We start from the raw sequence: 17,699 nt of genomic DNA, 5'->3' as shown, positions 1-17,699 counted from the left end.
TCTCTATTCTTTAATGGTAATCTTTCCGCTTTCGTAAATCGCATCGATTACTTCAGAAACCTGCATCGCTTCCTCAGGCTGAACAATGAGCTCTTCTTCGTTGAAGCAGGCAGCAATAAAATTCTTCGCCTGAAGAATTCCTGGATCCTCTTCTCCAGGAATCCAGGCAGGCTGGCTATTGAACAGCATGTTGTATTTAGTTGTGTACAATTCCATTGGAAAAACACTGATCCCGCCATTTACGCCAGAGATGCTGAGATGTTCCTCATCATCACGTATGTTTGTTGCCCATGACGTTTCAAAAAGCATTGACGTTCCATTTTCAAATCGAATATATGCCGTCACATGATCATCAACATTAAATCTTTGATGATCATAATGGCCCCACAGGTTTACCTGATTCGGTACTTTGCTTAACGCATTGTAGGTGCTGCCTGTTACGTCGATAATTTTCGGGTTGCCAATCAGCCAAAGGGCCAGATCAAGCAGGTGACAGCCGTAATCAATTAAGCTGCCTCCTCCTTGCAGCTCCTTGTTTGTAAAGACCCCCCAGCCTGGAACTTTTCTGCGCCGCAAGGCTTTTATGCGGACGACTAAAGGTGTGCCGATTTCCTCTGTAATCATCACTTTTTTGGCTGCCTGCGCTTCCTTCATATAGCGGTAATGATAGGCGATAGCAAGCTTTCTCTGGCATTCTTTAGCCGTTTCAATCATTACTTTGCATTCTGCTGCGGACAATGCCATCGGCTTCTCGCATAAAACATGAACGCCTGCCTGAAGCGCGGCAATGGAGATTTCTGCATGAAATTTATTTGGTGTACATACGACAACCGCATCTACTTCAGGAAGCATCTCGGTATAGTCCCCAAAAAACCGGGGAATCCCGAATTCTTTCGCTACATCTTCTGCACGATGCACATTAATATCGCTCACAGCTGTAATTTCTGCCTGGTCTGAAAAGTGCTGAAAGGATGGAATGTGGCGTCCGGTAGCAATGCCTCCTGCTCCAATGATGCCAATCCTTAGTTTTTTCATGCAATAACGCCCTGGCTGATTGACACAATTTGCTTTGTTTCACTGGATTCCATAGCAGCTAAAATCACTTCAAGCGATTTTTTTCCTTCTTCCCCTGTAACCAGCGGCTGCTTATCCTCCAAGATGCATTCGACGAAGTGATTCACAACTTTCGAAATGACTTGACCGCCTTCTTCATTTGACTGAATTTTTCCAAGCTCAAATTTTGCAATTTCACCATTTGAATATTGAATTACCAGGCTGTGAACAGGATCATCCTCCAGGCGGATAATTCCATTTTCACAATAAATAATGGTGGAATTGTCTTCCTTTCCTGTATAAGACCAGCTCGCGGTTAATGTACCAAGTATCCCTGATCCTGTTTTCAAAACACACACCGCATTATCGTCAACATCTCCGAATGTTTTTGCACTCGTTTGAACGAATGCGCCAACTTCCGTAAACTCTTCTCCAAGCAGGTAGCGCATTAAGTCTGTTTTATGAACTCCCAAGTCTCCCATTGCCCCAATAAATGCTTCTTCTTTTTTGAAGAACCAGCTGTCTTTTCCATCGATGCTCCATGCTTCAGGTCCGGGATGGCCAAATGCCGTACGGAAGCTGTAGATTCTTCCCATTTCGCCTGATTCAATCAGCTTGCGCGCCTTTTGATGTGCAGCAGTAAAACGCTGATTGTGTGCGATCATAAGCTTTTTGCCTGATTCCTTTTCGGCAGCAATCATTGCTTCAGCGTCTTCTTTTGATGTGGCCATCGGCTTTTCGCATAGAACGTGCAATCCCGCTTTAAGCGCTGCTATTGATACTGGGGCATGAAGGTAGTTCGGTGTGCAGACACTGATTGCATCTACCTTGCCGCTGGCAATTAAGTCCTGATAATCTGTATAGGCAGCTGCTCCGTAAATAGATGCCATTTCATTTGCGCGTTCCTCAACGATGTCGCATACGGCTGTGATTTCTGCAGTATCAAGTACTGCATATTCAGGCAGGTGGCGGTGGATGGCAATGCTTCCGCATCCAACCACACCAATTCTAATTTTTGTCATGTGATGGTTCCTCCTCAAAATGGATAATGTTCATTCTGGCTTTATTCGCCGGCTTGAAAAATATTTCTGCTTCATGATTCTAAACAGCCGTCTTTTGATCTCTTATTTTACTGTGATCTTTTCAAGCGGCTGTGCATTTCCGTATACCGGTTTTTCACGATCGGCAGGTGCTGCCCATAGTACTGCATTTCCTATTACTTTTTGAATGTCTTTATTGTGATAGGTAGGATACGTTTCATGGCCAGGGCGGAAATAAAACACTTTGCCGCTGCCGCGTTTGTACGTACAGCCGCTTCTGAATACTTCTCCGCCTTCAAACCAGCTCATGAAAACAAGCTCGTCAGGTGCTGGAATGTCAAAGTGTTCGCCGTACATTTCCTCTTTTTCAAGTTCGATGTACTCGGCGATTCCATCTACGATTGGGTGGCTTGGCTCTACTACCCATAGCCGTTCTTTTTCGTCAGCCTCTCTCCATTTCAGGTCACAGCCTGTCCCCATTAGGGACTTAAAGATTTTAGAAAAATGGCCGGAGTGAAGAACAATCAGTCCCATTCCGTCTAATACCCTATTTTTCACTTTTTCTACAATTACACTGTCTACTTCTTCATGCGCAAGATGGCCCCACCAGATCATCACTTCTGTATTGCGAAGAACATCATCAGTCAAGCCGTGTTCAGGCTCATCCAAAGTAGCGGTTTGAACGCGGTGGCCCATTTCTTCAAGAAATCCCGCTATGGTTCCGTGAATTCCGTCTGGATAAATGGAGCGTACTTCCGGATTTTTCTGTTCATGACGATTCTCATTCCATACTGTTACATTCATTTTCTGCACCATCCTTATGTATTTTTCTATAAATTAACCGGTTGGGTTAATCGTTTACGTAATCTGCATAGTTGATTCTCTGACTGCGAGCTCAACCGGAAGGACCTTTTTAGTGAGCCCCTGCTCCTTTTGAAAAAGAGCCGAGAAAATCATTTCAGATGACTGAATTCCTTTTGCTAAAATATCCTGCCTTACTGTGGTCAGACTTGGAGATAGATACTGACTAACATTTAAATCATCAAATCCGACTATTGAAAAGTCCTGAGGAATTTTTTTTCCCATTGAAGCAAATCTTCTCATAATTCCTAAACATACAATATCAGAAGTAGCGAATACCGCCGTAATAGGCTCTGAACTGTCCAGGATGCTTTGTCCGGCATCCAGTGAAGCTTCAAGCGTACTGTTACCGCTCTCAAAAATCAGTTCTTGTTTAAACGGAATGCCAAATTCCTTCAGTGCCCTCTTGTAGCCTTTTAGCCGCTGTTCATCAACCGGACTGTTTTTTGCTTCTGCAACAACCATGGCAATGGATGTGTGACCCAGTGAAAGCAAATGTGCGGTAGCCTGATAGCCGCCTTCCTCGTCATCGATATTCATCGTGTGATAGCTGCCTTCCGGTACATCATATGTATCTACCAGAACGATCGGAATAGCTATATGGCGGGCCAGCTCCTCTGCGATGGAGCCTGATGCATTCATGACAATCAGTCCATCCAGATTCCTTCTCTGAACCCATTGGCTGCATTCATCTGCCACACCGATTCCTGCCAGGAGAATATCATACCCGTAACCCCGGGCTACACTTTCGACTCCGCTGATAAATTCATTATAATAAAGATTTGTCTGGAATACCGGCAATAAGGAGTCCTGATTTAAAATTTTAAGCAAGCCGATCAGCTTGGATTGCTTTTTAGAAAGGCTAATGGCTGTTAAATCGGGAAGATAGTGAAGTTCCTCAATAGATCTGCGGATCTTTTCCTTCGTTTCTCCCGAGACCTTATTTTTCCCGTTCAGGACATAAGAAACAGCTGCGCTGGAAACGCCGGCATGCTTGGCAACATCCTTAATCGTGACCTTCTTTTTCATAATTCCTCCTAGTTAACCGGTTAACTCCACTTACATACTAAACGATTTTTTTTCGAAAAACAATCTTTATTTTTCTAAATATTTAAGTTTTAGAGACCGCTTCCATTCTATTAAACACTTACCCTTATTTATCTATTCTTAAATAGGCAGAAAACCGGATATTTTTCACGGTGAATGACATATAAATATATCATGATGAACTGCAAGGGAGAGGTTCGGCTATGGAGCATAAAAATAAAAAAAACAGCTTTAAAAAAGCGAAAAAATTCACTACAGCTGACCTGGGATATAAGGTATCAGAGGAAAATCAAAAGCTTTTGAAGATGCTGAAAAACTTAAAAAAAGCCTGATCATCCTGTCAGGGAAACAGAATGAAACAGACCTCCGGAAAGTTTTATTAATTCTATATTAAACGCTTTGTCGTAAGACATAATGACACAGGATGCGGGCCCGGCCGATTTATGCATATCAAGCTCGCATTCTATGAACCTTGCATGAGGACACAGGCTTTTTATCTCATGTGCAATCCCTTTTGATCCAGCTGGTATCAATTCATATACTGCTGGATGAGCCAGCAGCTTGAGAAAAAGGGACATGGGAATCATTCGATCTTTTTTATCAAGCACTTCAGAACCTACAAGCGGCTGTCCAATCACTGCAAATCCTGCCCCGTTTGGAGTGTGGCCAGTTCTTACTATGGATGCTTTTCCAAGGACCGTTATTCCAAGCGCTGACTGAATCATCTTCATATTGCTTTCCGTACTGCCTGAGATGGACACTTTGCCTATTCCGGCTTCATCCAGCAATTCTCTGCATGACCCTTCAATTCGTTCCCATGCTTCCTCCCCGTTAAAGTTGTGCAGCATTATGGAAAAAGGATACGCCCCTGCGGACATGCATTCCATCAGTGCTACTCTCAATGTATGCTTTGCCACTATTTCCAGCGGGGCATTGACCTGATCCTCAGCCTTTTCGCCGATAGCCCCCGCATTATCTGATGCTGCAACCAGCCACTCACCTTTAGAGAGCTGGAATGTTTCGATATCCCGCATACTCTACATCCTTCCGCCATTACTTTTATTTCAAAGTTGTTCGAATACCGTACCAGATCAGATCCGCCTGAACCGACTTCCTCATGATTTCCTGGTAGATCCACCCCGTTACATCTCTCCAAATCCTGTTTTCCGCTTCAATCGGGACAATTCCCTTTGAAATATCCGAACCAATCAGGACAAGCCTTCTGCCGTGAGCATTTCCTTCCCATTCCAGCCACCTGCTGATTGCAGCCCGCCATTGACTGGAAGCCTCTTCTCCCTTTTGAAGGACGTCTTCCCGAATATATTGTTCAAGTCCTTCAATGACCGTAACCTGTCTGAAGTCTTGAATTAAAGGGTCTTTTTTATAAGCACTGAGCCATAAACCTTCTTCTTCCCTCCACCAGGTTTGCTCTCTTACCCATTGAGCCTTGCCGTTGAAGGCACCGCCCGTAACGAAGCGCATGGTTCTCCCCTCCTGAATGAATCCTTTGTCCAAATCAATTCATATCCTGTTCCTGGGCTTACAGTCCATTCCCAGAAAGCCCGTCCATCTCCGGACAGTAGAGTTAACAGCTGTCTAAGCGGGCCGCCATGACTGACGATTGCCGCTGTATCTGCTTCGTCATTGAGCAGGGAATTACGGACTTTTCCCCACCCATTCATCACCCTTTTCTTAAATACCTGCAAGCTTTCACCTCCCGGAGGAGCATGATTTTCCATGTTTTCAAGCCAATGCTGATACTCACGATCATCCTTTAATTCAGCATATGTTCGACCTTCCCAGCTGCCGAAGTGATATTCCTTTAAATCCAGAATCTCCGTTTTCTTTAGTCCTGGAAAAAGCAGGTGCGCCGTCTCATTGGTCCGCAGCATTCCACTTGTAAACAATGCGTCAGGTTTAGGCAGGCTAACTGCAGCCAAGGAGGATTTTCCTTCCTCGGATAAAGAATCGTCTGTCCAGCCGATGTAGGCATGCCGGCTATTTTTTTCAGTCAGGCCATGACGTAGTAATGTAACAGCCACAAACCCATCCATAAACATGTTTCTCCTCCTTCAGCTGCTGCCCCGAGCAAATCTCCGGTCACACCGCCGAATTCTTTTTTAATAAAGGCTTTTGCTGCAAAGGTGAATCCTACAAGCAGGGCGGCAAGTATAGCAAGGTACAGAGATAATAAAGGCTCGACCATATAAAAAACTGCGGCCGCCGCCAGAAAAACCGTGAAGTACGACCGCAATACCTTATTTCTTTTCAAATCCTTTTGAAAGAAATAGGCTAACCCCTCTGACTTTACGGAGGGAACGGCCGCGAGGAGTGCACCCATTCCTGTTCGGGATAGCATTGGGATAGCTAATATCAGGAAATAGTCTCTCCACTGCAGTCCTTCAATCACCTCATAAATGAAAAGAAATCGTGCTGCCAGTAAAATGATAACAGATAAAACTCCGAAGGCTCCTGTCCGCGGGTCCTTCATAATTTCAAGCCGCTTCTCCCTGTCTCTGTATGAAAAATAAGCATCACTTGAGTCCATCCAGCCGTCAAGATGCAATCCTCCGGTCAGTAAAATGGCTGCCAGCCAAATGATGAATGCGGCAGCGGGCATTGAAAATGGAGTGAACATCAGGACAAGCCAAAGCATTCCAGACAGGACAGCACCGATTAACAGACCTACGAACGGAAGCCATTGAACAGCAAAAAGCACTCTTTTTTCATCCAGCTCAAAGGATTTTTTTACTGGAACAGCCGTAAAAAATTGAATGGCTATCAGTATGCCTTCTATTCTCTTTATCACTCCTTACACCCGCCTTCAGCTGTGCGCATCAATTTTTTCACGTCCAAGTGCTTTTTAACTTGATCTGCAGGCAGTTTGCAGCGAATATGCTTGACTGCTTCCAAATTTAATTCTGGAGCTGGATTCAGCCCTTTTGCTATGCTTAGCTTGTAAAGCCATCCGGTGCTGCCATTGTAAAACAGGGGACGCTTATTGCAAATGGCGGATAAAAAAGGGCTTTTTCTTTTACTGGAGGAGGTATCTTGGAGCATTAGTCCTTTCACTGTTGACCCCCCTTTTTCAGAATGGCCAATCCATTCTCCACCAAGTATGCCGCATCAGCTTCCTTTACAGCAGCCTGATGAAGTCTTCCCAAGCCTTTTATGTAATCCAAAACAGACTCTTCATATAGATGTGCATCATATGACAGCTCATTTGAAACGGTAATCAGCATACCGCACGATTGACGGAGCATTCGAATGCCCATCATCATATGAATTACAGGATCTTCAGGCGGATCGGGGGCAAACATTTCATTATTCAGCCAAGTAGTGAGGCAATCCAGGACAAGGATATCATTACGGCTGAAGTGAGGAGCAAGCTCATGAAGATTCCGCTGCTTCTCAAACGTCTGCCATGATTTCTGAGAGTCATTGCGCTTCAATTGATGCATGGCAATCCGATGTTCCATCTCCTTGTCTGAAGCCCGTCCAGCCGCAATATAATTTAATTTCCCAGTGCCTGCTGCAGCTTCCTCTGCAAAGCGTTCAGCAAATGATGACTTGCCGCTCCTTACCCCTCCTGATATAAAAATCAGCATCCCTTCCACTCCCGAAGTGCCTCAATAAGTGCATGATTTTCATCAGGAAGCTTCACGGCAATCCGGAGAAAGTTTCCGTCCAATCCGGCAAAATTTTCTGTATGCCTCGTGACGATGCCTTTTTTCAGCAAATAGGGGAAAAGTTCTTTTTCCTTGGGCGCTGCAATCAAATAATAGTTGGTGGAGCTCGGGTAAACCGTCATTCCTATGGAAGCGAGCTCGTGCTTCACTCTTTCCCGTTCAGATGCGATCCATCCTCTCGTCTTCTCAGCATGATCTGTATCCTTTGCACAGGCAATCCCCATCCTCTGCGCCAGTGCATTCACACTCCAATGCGGCTGTCTTCTCTTTAGCTTCTCAATCATATAAGCGGATGCCATCACATATCCGAGCCTGATTCCAGCGAGAGCATACATTTTGGTAACGGATCGTAAAATAACCAAATTCGGATAACGGCTAAGGTCCCCTGAGAGTGAATGACTCTCCGCTGTGAAATCGTAAAATGCCTCATCACAGATAATAAGGGTTCCTGTTTTTTTTGCCTGTTCGATTACGTCAAGGAGCAGAGCCCGGCTGTAAACTCTCCCAGTCGGGTTACTTGGATTGCAGATAAACACAGCCTTTTTCCCTTGCATCTTCTGAAAAATCCGTTCATCAAGGTCCCAGCCATTCTCCTCTTTCAAAACAAGTGAGTCGATGACTGCACCTTGTACCTCCAATGCCTGGCGGTATTCCGAAAAAGCTGGTTCTGCAATCAGCACCTGTTCATCCTTTAACAGCTGAGCCAGAATAAAAATAAGTTCTGCAGCACCGTTCCCTGGCAGAATGCACTCTGCCGGCAGCTGCTCTTTTTCAGAAAGGGCCTGTACAAGAGCAGCTGCTTCAGGATCAGGATAATCGTTAATATACTGCAAATAATCCAGCCAGTTTTCTTTTATAAATGACGGAGGACCAAGTGGATTCGTGTTTACGCTGAAATCTATGATTTTATCAGGGGGAATCATATGAGCGCGATGATAAACGTGCTGCGGGTTAGAACCATGATGGGGCAAATTCAACAAGCATTCCTCCAATCCATAAGAAAACAATAAACGCAAATACCGTTCTTTCCATCATTTCAACAGATTGAATGATGTGGACCCTTTTCAGCTTCCGTTCCGGCTTTCCCATTTTTGCTCTGTCTGATCGTATACCCTGATAAAAGTTGACTCCCCCAAGCTCGATATGAAGCATAAATGCAACAGCAGCTTCCCCCCAGCCGCTGTTTGGGCTCGGATGTTTCTTTGCATCCATGGAGACTTGATTCCATAACCCAAGCTTCCCGTGAACCAGCAGCATCAGAAAAGCCGTTATTCTGGCGGGTATCCAATTCAGTCCATCATCAAGCTTTGCTGAAGCCCAGCCAAATTCTTCATACCTTTCATTTTTGTATCCAACCATTGAATCCAAGGTATTAATAAGACGGTAGAAAACAGCAAGGGGAGCGCCGCCTGCTGCCGCCCAGAATAACGGTGCCGTCACTCCATCACTTGTATTTTCCGCGACCGTTTCGACCGTTCCTCTCACAATTTCGCTTTCGTGAAGCTCTTCTGTATCTCTGCCTACAATATAGGAAAGTTTCAGCCGGGCTTCTTCCAGTAAGCCGGACCTTAAAGGTTTTTCCACTTCCATCGCGGCTTCCTTCAGACTTCGCCCGGCGATCGCAGTAAATATAACCGCTGCTTGGAAAAGTACTCCGGCTGCAGGATGGAGAGCGTAGCACAAATCCTGTAATACAACCACCGCAGTGACGACTGCTGCGGAGAGAACCAGCACCATCACGATCCCTTTTATCTTCCTGTATTTTCCCTTGTTCAGCCTCTTTTCCATTATGGTAATCATTTTACCGAACCACCTGACAGGATGAGGCATTTTGGGCGGATCTCCAATTAGCCGGTCAAGAATAACGGCAATACTTAAAGCCACCAGATGATCAAGCATGCCTTTTTTTCTCCAAATATCGGTCGATTGAATCAATGGTGCAATGATACACGCTTTTTCCAATAGCCATTCCAAGCTCTGTTGCAGGACCGCCGTAAGGCAATTCCTGTCCCTGCTGTGTCGCGGCTATCAGAACACTGTCCGTTGTAGTTCCAGTAGCCAGGGTTTTCGTTACAGGATCTTGAATAAACCGGTCTGCCAAAGCCTTCGTTTTCGACTCAGTTGCTGTAATCAGCGCTTGAATAAATGCTTCCTCAGAGCAGATGCCATTAACAAATACCCAAGTGTTGATCGTCCCTTGTGAAGCACTCAGTCTATCCTTTCCGAGTGAAGCATCTGCTGCATTTCCCGTTCCCGCTGTCACAACTGTCAGGATGGAGAAGTCAGCAAGCTCCGTCATTTTCACACTGACATCCTCTAGCTGAACCGCCGTCATCATCCCGGCCGTTTCATTCGGATCAAAGCCTTTTGACTGGATGAAACGGATTAAATCCACCTTTACATCATCGGTGCTGTAGTTTACATCGACATGTCTGTTTAAAAAGGTCGTATACCAGCCTATACCCGCATGAACTACAGCGGAAGACAGTGTCTTTAATGGAACCGGTGATTTTAAAGCGATGTACTCAGGGTGAATGGACAGCCAATCCGCTGTAATTTTGACTGGCCTTTCCGGGCCTCCCGGGGAATCCAGAATAACCTGCGGGCTTTGATGAGAAGGATGATAATGCCGTTTAATATCTGCGCTGTACACCTTTTTTAATGTTGGCTCCTGCAGCGCTTCATACGGTGTTCCGATGTCCGAAATGACTCCATCGCTCAAAAGCATCACTCTGTCGCAATACAGGCTGGCCATATTCAAATCATGAAAAATAGAAATGATCGTCAAGTTCCTTTTCTTTGTCCAGCTTTTCAGACGTGAAAGAAGACTCTGCTGGAAAGCAAGATCTAAATGATTCGTCGGTTCATCCAAAAGCAAAATATCCGGATCCTGTGCAAGTGCCTGAGCCAAAAAGACGCGCTGCTGTTCTCCACCGCTTAAGCTCTGGATTGAACGCCCGGCAAACCCGGCGACTCCTGTATCCTTCATCGCGAGCTCCACGAGTTCTTCATCCTCAACCGTCCATCTTGGAAGAATTCTTGCCTGATGCGGGTACCGTCCGATACTGACCGCTTCCTTTACCGTCATGTCAAATGCTGTCTGGGTAAGCTGGGGCAAAACAGCCATCACCTTCGCCAGTTCTTTACTGGAGTATGCCTTCACGTTTTTATTTTTTATCTTGATTGAACCTTTGGTCACCGGCAGAATGCCAGAGAGCATCTTCATCAATGTCGTTTTCCCGCTGCCATTAGGTCCGAGAATACCGAAGAACTCCCCTTCCTTTACAGTGAAAGAGAGGTTATTCAATACGTTTTCTTGATGATATCCGCCAGCAAGATCCTGAACTGCAATCATAATCCAGCCTCCTTTCCTATGTCCTTCTTTTCTTGGCTGCCAGAATAACGGCAAAAACAGGGGCTCCGATAATAGCGGTAATGATGCCAATAGGTAGCTCTACCGGTGAAATCACCGTCCTTGCCAGCAAATCAGCCAAAATCAGAAATCCAGCTCCGAATATCATCGATAAAGGAAGCAGATGGCGATGATCACTTCCGCACAGGAGCCTCGTCATATGAGGAATAACTAGTCCGACAAAACCGATTGTTCCGGATACCGCAACCGCAGAGCCAGTCAGCATCGAAGCTGAAATGATGATAATAAGCTGTTTGCGTCTCACATTTACTCCAATATGGCGTGCCCGTTCCTCTCCGAAGGCAAATGCATTTAATTCTCTGCTGTGCATAAAGAGCAGGAATGCACCTGCGGCTGTAAACGGCAGAATCATATAAATGTAAGGCCAGCCTCTCATAGACACACTTCCAAGAAGCCAGTTCATTACCTGCCTGAGCTCCTCTCCGCTTAAAGCGATGATCAGGGAGATAAAAGAACCTAAAAAGGAGTTGAAAATAATTCCTGCTAAGATCATCGTCTCCATCGACGTTCTTCTCTGAGCAAGATAAGCAAATCCCAGAACCCCAAACATTGTCAGGAATCCGGAAGCAATGCTGACGATAGGGAGTGAAAAGCTGCCGAACGCCTGGAATCCAAAATAAATCACACTAACAGCTCCGAGAGATGCACCTGAAGAAACGCCTAGTGTATATGGGTCTGCTAACGGATTTCTCAGCAGCCCCTGGAAGGCGGCGCCGGATAAAGCAAGTGCCGCGCCTACAAGGCCTGCGAGGAGAACACGCGGAATACGAATCGACATTAATATATTTTCATTTGCCTCAGAAACCGCATTTCCGCCTAATAGAACAGAAACAATTTCAGCTGGAGAAATAGCTGCCGTTCCAATAGAAACGGCAGCTAAAAAGGCGACCGCTAAAAAAAGGATCGCCAAAGCATATTGAAAGGTACGGTTATTTTGTAAAAACGTCCGGATAGATTGAGTGTGCAAGTTCCTCTACTCCTTCAATTAAACGCGGACCCGGTCTTGTAACTTTATCCGAATGCACGTCAAAAACTGCTTTATTTTTAATAGCGGCAACACTCTCCCAGCCTTTCCGGCTCATCACCTGTTTAATGGGATCCGGACTATAATAGCCATAGGTCGTCACAATGGCATCTGGATTCAATTTAACAATTGCTTCTTCCGTCATTTTTGGCCATCCGCTTAGTGCTGCCGCCGCATTTTTAGCTCCGACCGTGGTTAATATGTCATTAAGGAATGTGTCTTTGCCTGCTGTATAAATCTCCGGTGAAGGAGAAACCTCTACGAATACACTTTTTCTTCGATCATCCGGGATGCTCGCTGCTTTTTCTTCGATATTGGCAAGATCCTTTTTCATTCCATCAATCATTTTCTCAGACTTCTCAACTTCTCCAGTTGCCTTCCCAATCATTTCCATAGACTCATAGACCTCTTCGAAACTTTGTGCCTCATTGACCACCACTACATCAATTCCTGCATCCTTCAGCTGTTTCAGTCCATCAGCGGAATTATGCGCCCCTGATTCATGCGCCAGCACCAAATCAGGCTGGAGGCCAATAATTTTCTCAACATTAATATCCATTCCTCCAACTTTTTCTTTCTTAAGAGCTTCTTCCGGGTAATTATCGTTATCGGTTACGCCAACAACTTTATCTCCTAAACCCATAGAAAAAACGATTTCCGTGTTGCTTGGAATTAGAGAAACAATTTCTTTTGGCTTCTCTTCAATTGTCACTTCTGAATTGGAAGCATCTTTTATTTTAACTGGAAACTCTGCCTTTTCTTCCTGTGATGCCTGCTGTCCCTTTGTTTTCTCAGGCGCTGCAGAATCAGATGCACAGCCCCCTAAGACACCCGCTGTCAAAAGCAGGGCTGTTAAAGCTGATAAGAACTTATTCATTTTTTTATCCCCCGTAATCATTCTTCAATTTCATTGCCATCACCAGCTCAAGCCTGGCTGAATTTCCCGAAAAACAAAAAACACCTCCCTGGCAAAAGGAGATGACGGTTCATGTTATGTAGACTGCATAAGCCAATAAGAGACTTTCCTGTCAACGGTAACACCATCCTATCCTCGTAGGTATGCGGTGACGAGGTGTGAGGCAGGTCTCCTGGCTCATGATCATCGCTCCCCGCTCCTTCCCATGCAAAGCCGCACAGTGGATTAAGCAGGTCACTCCCATTTACAGTGGCGGGACCGCGCCGGAGTTTAACCGGCTTCCCTTTTAAGCTGACGAAAAAGAAATCAGCACCTACACCTTATCGATATGAATGTTTCGTACACGAAGTATTATACACAACCTTCAGCCTAATGTCAGTCGCTTTCTTTTGCTTGTAAATGAGAAAAAGCAGCAGGCAGCTGCTTTTCACAGTCGTTAATCAAAGTACACCTGTTTTCCTGCATCCCAGCCATATTCAAACAAAATCCTAATCTGGCTTTCTGTAATTCTGCCAACAGAAAGCTCAGGAAGTTCATCCAGTCCGAAAAAACCTGCATCCAGTGTCTCAAAACCAGTTGCGAGCTTGCCCCCTATTTCTTCACACAAAAAGAAAAGCTTATAGATATGATAGGCTCCAGGCGGATGAGGATGGCACTTCTTGTCCATCACCGCAATCAGCCTTACTGGCTTAACTTCTAACCCAGACTCCTCAAATGCCTCCTTAACTGCATTTTCCGACGGACTTACCCCGATATCCGCCCATCCTCCAGGCAGCGACCAGCGTCCATCCATCATCTCCCGAACGAGCAGTATCTTGTTGTCTCTGAAAACAACCGCTCTAACATCCACTTTAGGCGTCTGATACCCTGTTTCGTTTGCGAACAATTCTGGAAGCTTTTCCATCGGCACTTCTGTATATTCAGCCATTATTTCCTGACTCAGCTCCCGCAGACGCTCAAACCGCTCAATATCAAATTGATCCTTTGAATAAGCAAGACCTGCCTGTGACAGAGACTGAATCTCCTTCGCCCACGTTACCCACTTAGGCTCCATGATTCTCCTCCTATCCCTATGCTCTATTTGCATTGTATCCTATGAAAGGATGACATGCATAGACACGGCTTTTGATGAAGGGCTTAGCGGAATACCTTTAAAAGAATGCATTACCAATGGCCACGACGGTTATATGAACCAAAAAACCGTTCCCCTCTAACCATTTCTCTCGATAGGTAATTTTTAGAAGATCGATTTACCGCCTTCTTATGGGACATAATTTCAGCTCGGTACAGGTATATTTCCCCATTTTTCAAAAAGAAGAGATTTATCCCTTTCCAAACAGCTTGTCCCCGCTTTATAGTGGGGAAGGATTTTTTATTTAATGAGCGGAGGGTTGCAGAGATGAGAGATATGGGCAGAAGAATTGTGATTAGTCTGGTGCTGGCAGGGATTATCCTGGGCGGAATGAGTGTATCGTTTGCCAATTTGCCGGACGGAGATCAGCGGGAAGAAAATTTAATCGTCCGCCCGTAGATCGGTTCTCAAATAAAAAGAGCAGCCGGGAAGCTGTTCCCGAACTGCCCTTTTCCTTTAAAATAACTCAACAAGCCTGAAGCTGCTGAATTCTGCATGAAAGCCTTTTTCAATCGGACTGCAGCAATAGATCCCGCACATTACTTTTTTTTCATCATGATGCAGTCTTGTTACTCTAAGCTGCTGCCAATTTCCTTTAAGCAGCACATCGATTTTATAATCATTCCCAGTCCTGGTTACTCTGTAGGTGAGTTCTTGAATAGCTTCATCCGTTTCCTGAGTGGACCAGTCGCTGTATCCGAAATTTGTTGCCACTGCTCCAAGCTTTGGATGCTGATTCACTTCATGTTCAAGAGACGTTTTCAGCCAATTGTCTTCATCCACACGAATCATTAAGCCCGCTTGATCAAATTGATGGATTGGTTCTCCTTTTACAGTAACCGTCATCATGAAATCGAGATCGGTTTGAAAATAATAAAAATGTCCATTATCATTGCTGAAACCGTAATGTGTTCTTTGCCAAAAGTCTGTCAGGCGGTCCGTCTCCACTGTCAGCGATCCGCTCCTTTCCATCCAGGAAGAAGGCTCATTCAGCCATTTCCCTCCATGGAATCCCTCTTGAATAACTCTGGGACCCTGTTCAAGCCGAGGATCATTCTGGATGATAAGATTGGCTTTTTGTTTTGGCTCATCAATGATTTCGTGAATTCGCTGGGCACCGAATTTCCATTCGATGTTCACCTGTCCGTCTGCGTACTCCCGTTCCCTCGCTGTTTGCTTTGTGCAGTCAATCCAGATAGACGTATCATATAAATGATCAAGTGTATTTTTTAGCAAAAATGCACCGCTTACAATGACGATATCCAGCTCCCGGTGAAGCTTTGCGTTCTCAATAGCCATATTTGCTTTATGATCCGGCATGGATTGTTCGTACCAGCTTTTGGCCGGATTTTCAGGATCAATATCCACTGGCTCCTCCATTAATTCCTCTAAATGGACGAGAATCCCCTGTTTAACCAGTTCCCCTTGAAGTGCCCGGGCTTGTGTCTCAAATCCTGATCCGTTCGTTCCGCTGACCCCTATGATCACCGGTTTTTGATTCGGCAAAATTCCCATCACCCGTTCGACAATTGTTTCCATATTCAGCCCCCACTATTTTCGGACATGCTTATTGAATCGATTGTACCATTAGGCTCAATCAATGTCTTACTTTACCCATTGTTTAGTTCTTTTTTTCTGCTCATAAGCTGCTTAAAGCTATTATCGAGCTCTGTATACTCCGGATCTCCGGGCTGCAGCAGGCTTAACTTCCCCAGTACGGCAGAAAGTTCGGTCTCAAGAATAAGAAGCTTTTCCTTATCATCCTTAGGTTCGGTTACAGAATCTTTTTTCTCCCATTCTTTTAAAGTCATTCCATATTTGCGAATTACCTGATCTTCTTCTATGACCAGCATACTATCAGCCAGCTTCTCCAAAAAGTAGTAATCGTGGGAGACAATGAGCAATGTCCCTGAAAACAGACTAAGGGTTTCCTCCAGCTGCTCTCTTGATGGAAGATCCAGGTGATTAGTAGGTTCGTCTAAAATGAGCATATCGAGCTCCTGCAAAAGCAGCCCGATTAATTTCACCCTTGTTCTTTGTCCAAGGCTAAGCTCTTCAATTTTGCGGTCCATCATTTCTGATAATCCCAGATGGGCACTAATGTCCATCGCTCTGCTTTTTGTATCCCGATCAGTTAAACCGAGCGCTTGGATTGGAGTCAAATTTACATTTAAGTCCTCTACCTCCTGGCTCAGATAGCCGATTTTAAGAGAATGGCTGAACCATATTTCGCCTTCGGAGAGCTCCTCTTTTCCTAATAAAATGTTTAAAAAAGTCGTTTTCCCGCTTCCATTCGGTCCAAGCAGTGCTGCTTTTTCTCCATGTTTCATATAAAAGTGACTTTGGTGAAACAACGTTCTCGAGCCAAATGCTTTGGCCGCATTGGTGGCTTCAAGAATCCGTTTTCCCCTTTTTTGAGAGGCGTTAAAGTCAAAATAAACGCTCGTATCTTCTTTAGGCTTTTCCACTTTATTTTTTTCCATTTCGGCATTCAGCCGTTTCATTTTAGAACGAATTTGGATGTCCATTTTCTTTGCTTTCACTCTTTGAGTTTCTTTATAGCCCATAGGAAGCTTCTCATTCGTCTTGCTCTTGGTGGAATCCCTGTGAGCTTTCTCGGACCAGCTCTTTAAGTTCTCCATCTGGCCTTCAATCCGTTTCTTATACCGCTGCTGCTTTTCATAATCCCTTTCCTGGATCTCGAACCTGCGCTGCTTCTCTTTCCTGTAATCAGAGTAGTTTCCTTCATAGGAAATGAGTTTTCCATCGTGGAGCTCTTCAATTCTCGTTACAGTTTGATCAAGAAAATAACGATCATGAGAAATGATCAGTACCGTCCCGCTAAATCGCTGCAGTTCTGACGTGAGCCATTTGATTCCACGCAGATCCATATGATTCGTCGGTTCATCCAGGATAAGCAAATCCGGATTCCCTTGAAGCACATTGGTCAATGCGACCTTTAATTTTTCACCGCCGCTTAAATGCCTTCTTTCACGATGATCTTCCAGTGAGCCAATCCCCAGCATTTTAGCGGATTTCAGCCATTCCTTAGAATGATGCTGAACTTTTAAGCTATCATCCGTATAATCGACAGATTGCTGCAGATAACCGATTTTCACTTTTTTCCCGAACACATCTATATAGCCTTCATCCATAGAGAGGATACCCGCAAGAAGTTTTGCAAAAGTTGTTTTTCCCGTACCGTTGTATCCGGCAAGACCAATTCTGTCGCCCAAAGCAATATCTAAATTTATCCCTGTTAATATATCCCGGTCACCAAAGCTTTTTTTCACATTTCTTATTTTCATCAATAGCATACGCTTCACATCCCACTCTTTTTTGAATACAAAAAAACCTCTCAGGAACCTGAAGAGGATGACGAATGCCGTATTCAAAAAAAGCCTATGCCAAAATTGCTTTTGACGGCTTTAGAATGAAAAATGGGCGCACGAATCCTACTCTCTTTTGGTTCCTTTTTATTAAAGAAACGTCAGAAAATAAGAT

At 44.8% G+C, this 17,699-nt stretch carries 20 protein-coding genes and 1 riboswitch; of the genes, 2 read left to right on the top strand and 18 right to left on the bottom strand.

From position 1 onward, the window contains the following. Nucleotides 1-3: 3 nt before the first annotated feature. The 4 genes from J9317_RS08090 to J9317_RS08075 form a co-directional block, all read right to left on the bottom strand. Complete coding sequence (locus J9317_RS08090; protein ID WP_211557724.1) at nt 4-1,035, bottom strand: Gfo/Idh/MocA family protein; 1,032 nt, start codon at nt 1,033-1,035, stop codon at nt 4-6. Next, a complete protein-coding gene (locus J9317_RS08085) occupies nt 1,032-2,075 on the bottom strand; it encodes a Gfo/Idh/MocA family protein (protein ID WP_211557723.1) in 1,044 nt (347 codons plus the stop codon). The genes J9317_RS08090 and J9317_RS08085 overlap by 4 nt, the downstream gene beginning before the upstream one ends. Nucleotides 2,076-2,177: 102 nt before the next feature. Next, on the bottom strand, nt 2,178-2,897 hold the full coding sequence (locus J9317_RS08080) for a ThuA domain-containing protein (RefSeq protein ID WP_211557722.1): 720 nt from the start codon (nt 2,895-2,897) through the stop codon (nt 2,178-2,180). A gap of 54 nt (nt 2,898-2,951) precedes the next feature. Further along, nucleotides 2,952-3,983 (bottom strand): LacI family DNA-binding transcriptional regulator, encoded by a 1,032-nt coding sequence (locus tag J9317_RS08075; RefSeq protein ID WP_211557721.1) that lies wholly within the window; start codon nt 3,981-3,983, stop codon nt 2,952-2,954. Between the two features lie 221 nt (nt 3,984-4,204). Here J9317_RS08075 and J9317_RS20815 point away from each other — a divergent pair, with 221 nt between their 5' ends. Further along, nucleotides 4,205-4,333 carry a hypothetical protein gene (locus J9317_RS20815; protein WP_284143266.1) on the top strand — a complete coding sequence of 43 codons (129 nt, stop codon included), beginning with the start codon at nt 4,205-4,207 and terminating at the stop codon, nt 4,331-4,333. On the opposite strand, the gene J9317_RS08070 is transcribed toward J9317_RS20815, so the two are convergent. The 12 genes from J9317_RS08070 to J9317_RS08015 all read right to left on the bottom strand — a co-directional run bounded on the left by J9317_RS08070 (nt 4,334) and on the right by J9317_RS08015 (nt 14,117). Next, nucleotides 4,334-5,035, bottom strand: a complete 702-nt coding sequence (locus tag J9317_RS08070; RefSeq protein WP_211557719.1) for a hypothetical protein — start codon at nt 5,033-5,035, stop codon at nt 4,334-4,336. It abuts the gene before it with no gap. A 25-nt stretch (nt 5,036-5,060) separates the two neighbouring features. Beyond that, on the bottom strand, nt 5,061-5,483 hold the full coding sequence (locus J9317_RS08065; protein WP_211557718.1) for a bifunctional adenosylcobinamide kinase/adenosylcobinamide-phosphate guanylyltransferase: 423 nt from the start codon (nt 5,481-5,483) through the stop codon (nt 5,061-5,063). Beyond that, a complete protein-coding gene (locus J9317_RS08060; RefSeq protein WP_211557714.1) occupies nt 5,435-6,061 on the bottom strand; it encodes a histidine phosphatase family protein in 627 nt (208 codons plus the stop codon). The genes J9317_RS08065 and J9317_RS08060 overlap by 49 nt, the downstream gene beginning before the upstream one ends. After that, nucleotides 6,013-6,810 carry an adenosylcobinamide-GDP ribazoletransferase gene (gene cobS, locus J9317_RS08055; RefSeq protein ID WP_347880513.1) on the bottom strand — a complete coding sequence of 266 codons (798 nt, stop codon included), beginning with the start codon at nt 6,808-6,810 and terminating at the stop codon, nt 6,013-6,015. Before cobS ends, J9317_RS08060 begins: the two co-directional genes overlap by 49 nt. Beyond that, nucleotides 6,807-7,073, bottom strand: coding sequence for a hypothetical protein (locus tag J9317_RS08050; protein WP_211557713.1), 267 nt, complete (start codon nt 7,071-7,073; stop codon nt 6,807-6,809). Before J9317_RS08050 ends, cobS begins: the two co-directional genes overlap by 4 nt. Beyond that, nucleotides 7,070-7,609, bottom strand: coding sequence for a bifunctional adenosylcobinamide kinase/adenosylcobinamide-phosphate guanylyltransferase (locus J9317_RS08045; RefSeq protein WP_211557712.1), 540 nt, complete (start codon nt 7,607-7,609; stop codon nt 7,070-7,072). The genes J9317_RS08050 and J9317_RS08045 overlap by 4 nt, the downstream gene beginning before the upstream one ends. Beyond that, the gene (cobD, locus tag J9317_RS08040) at nt 7,603-8,667 is read right to left on the bottom strand and encodes a threonine-phosphate decarboxylase CobD (protein WP_211557711.1); all 1,065 of its coding nucleotides are present in this window, start codon (nt 8,665-8,667) and stop codon (nt 7,603-7,605) included. The genes J9317_RS08045 and cobD overlap by 7 nt, the downstream gene beginning before the upstream one ends. Further along, a complete protein-coding gene (gene cbiB / locus J9317_RS08035; RefSeq protein WP_211557710.1) occupies nt 8,642-9,589 on the bottom strand; it encodes an adenosylcobinamide-phosphate synthase CbiB in 948 nt (315 codons plus the stop codon). Before cbiB ends, cobD begins: the two co-directional genes overlap by 26 nt. After that, nucleotides 9,582-11,045 (bottom strand): adenosylcobinamide amidohydrolase, encoded by a 1,464-nt coding sequence (locus J9317_RS08030; RefSeq protein WP_211557709.1) that lies wholly within the window; start codon nt 11,043-11,045, stop codon nt 9,582-9,584. The genes cbiB and J9317_RS08030 overlap by 8 nt, the downstream gene beginning before the upstream one ends. Before the next feature lie 16 nt (nt 11,046-11,061). Continuing rightward, entirely contained in the window at nt 11,062-12,090 is a 1,029-nt protein-coding gene (locus J9317_RS08025) for a FecCD family ABC transporter permease (RefSeq protein WP_211557707.1), read from the bottom strand. Then, nucleotides 12,053-13,024 carry an ABC transporter substrate-binding protein gene (locus J9317_RS08020; protein ID WP_211557705.1) on the bottom strand — a complete coding sequence of 324 codons (972 nt, stop codon included), beginning with the start codon at nt 13,022-13,024 and terminating at the stop codon, nt 12,053-12,055. Before J9317_RS08020 ends, J9317_RS08025 begins: the two co-directional genes overlap by 38 nt. A gap of 183 nt (nt 13,025-13,207) precedes the next feature. Next, nucleotides 13,208-13,395: riboswitch (cobalamin riboswitch) on the bottom strand. 104 nt (nt 13,396-13,499) lie between these two features. Further along, nucleotides 13,500-14,117 carry an NUDIX hydrolase gene (locus tag J9317_RS08015; RefSeq protein WP_211557703.1) on the bottom strand — a complete coding sequence of 206 codons (618 nt, stop codon included), beginning with the start codon at nt 14,115-14,117 and terminating at the stop codon, nt 13,500-13,502. Between the two features lie 345 nt (nt 14,118-14,462). Here J9317_RS08015 and J9317_RS20585 point away from each other — a divergent pair, with 345 nt between their 5' ends. Continuing rightward, a complete protein-coding gene (locus J9317_RS20585) occupies nt 14,463-14,594 on the top strand; it encodes a protein YkpC (protein WP_249292065.1) in 132 nt (43 codons plus the stop codon). Between the two features lie 57 nt (nt 14,595-14,651). On the opposite strand, the gene J9317_RS08010 is transcribed toward J9317_RS20585, so the two are convergent. Together J9317_RS08010 and abc-f are read right to left on the bottom strand one after the other, a co-directional pair. Further along, nucleotides 14,652-15,734, bottom strand: a complete 1,083-nt coding sequence (locus J9317_RS08010; protein ID WP_211557701.1) for a DUF1349 domain-containing protein — start codon at nt 15,732-15,734, stop codon at nt 14,652-14,654. A 71-nt stretch (nt 15,735-15,805) separates the two neighbouring features. Further along, on the bottom strand, nt 15,806-17,512 hold the full coding sequence (gene abc-f / locus J9317_RS08005) for a ribosomal protection-like ABC-F family protein (protein ID WP_211557698.1): 1,707 nt from the start codon (nt 17,510-17,512) through the stop codon (nt 15,806-15,808). Nucleotides 17,513-17,699: the final 187 nt, after the last annotated feature.

Origin of the sequence: Metabacillus flavus (assembly GCF_018283675.1) — a bacterium.
Lineage (GTDB): Bacteria > Bacillota > Bacilli > Bacillales > Bacillaceae > Metabacillus_B > Metabacillus_B flavus.
Note: the sequence above shows the minus strand (reverse complement) of the source record. Positions and strands in the feature narration are given on the sequence as shown.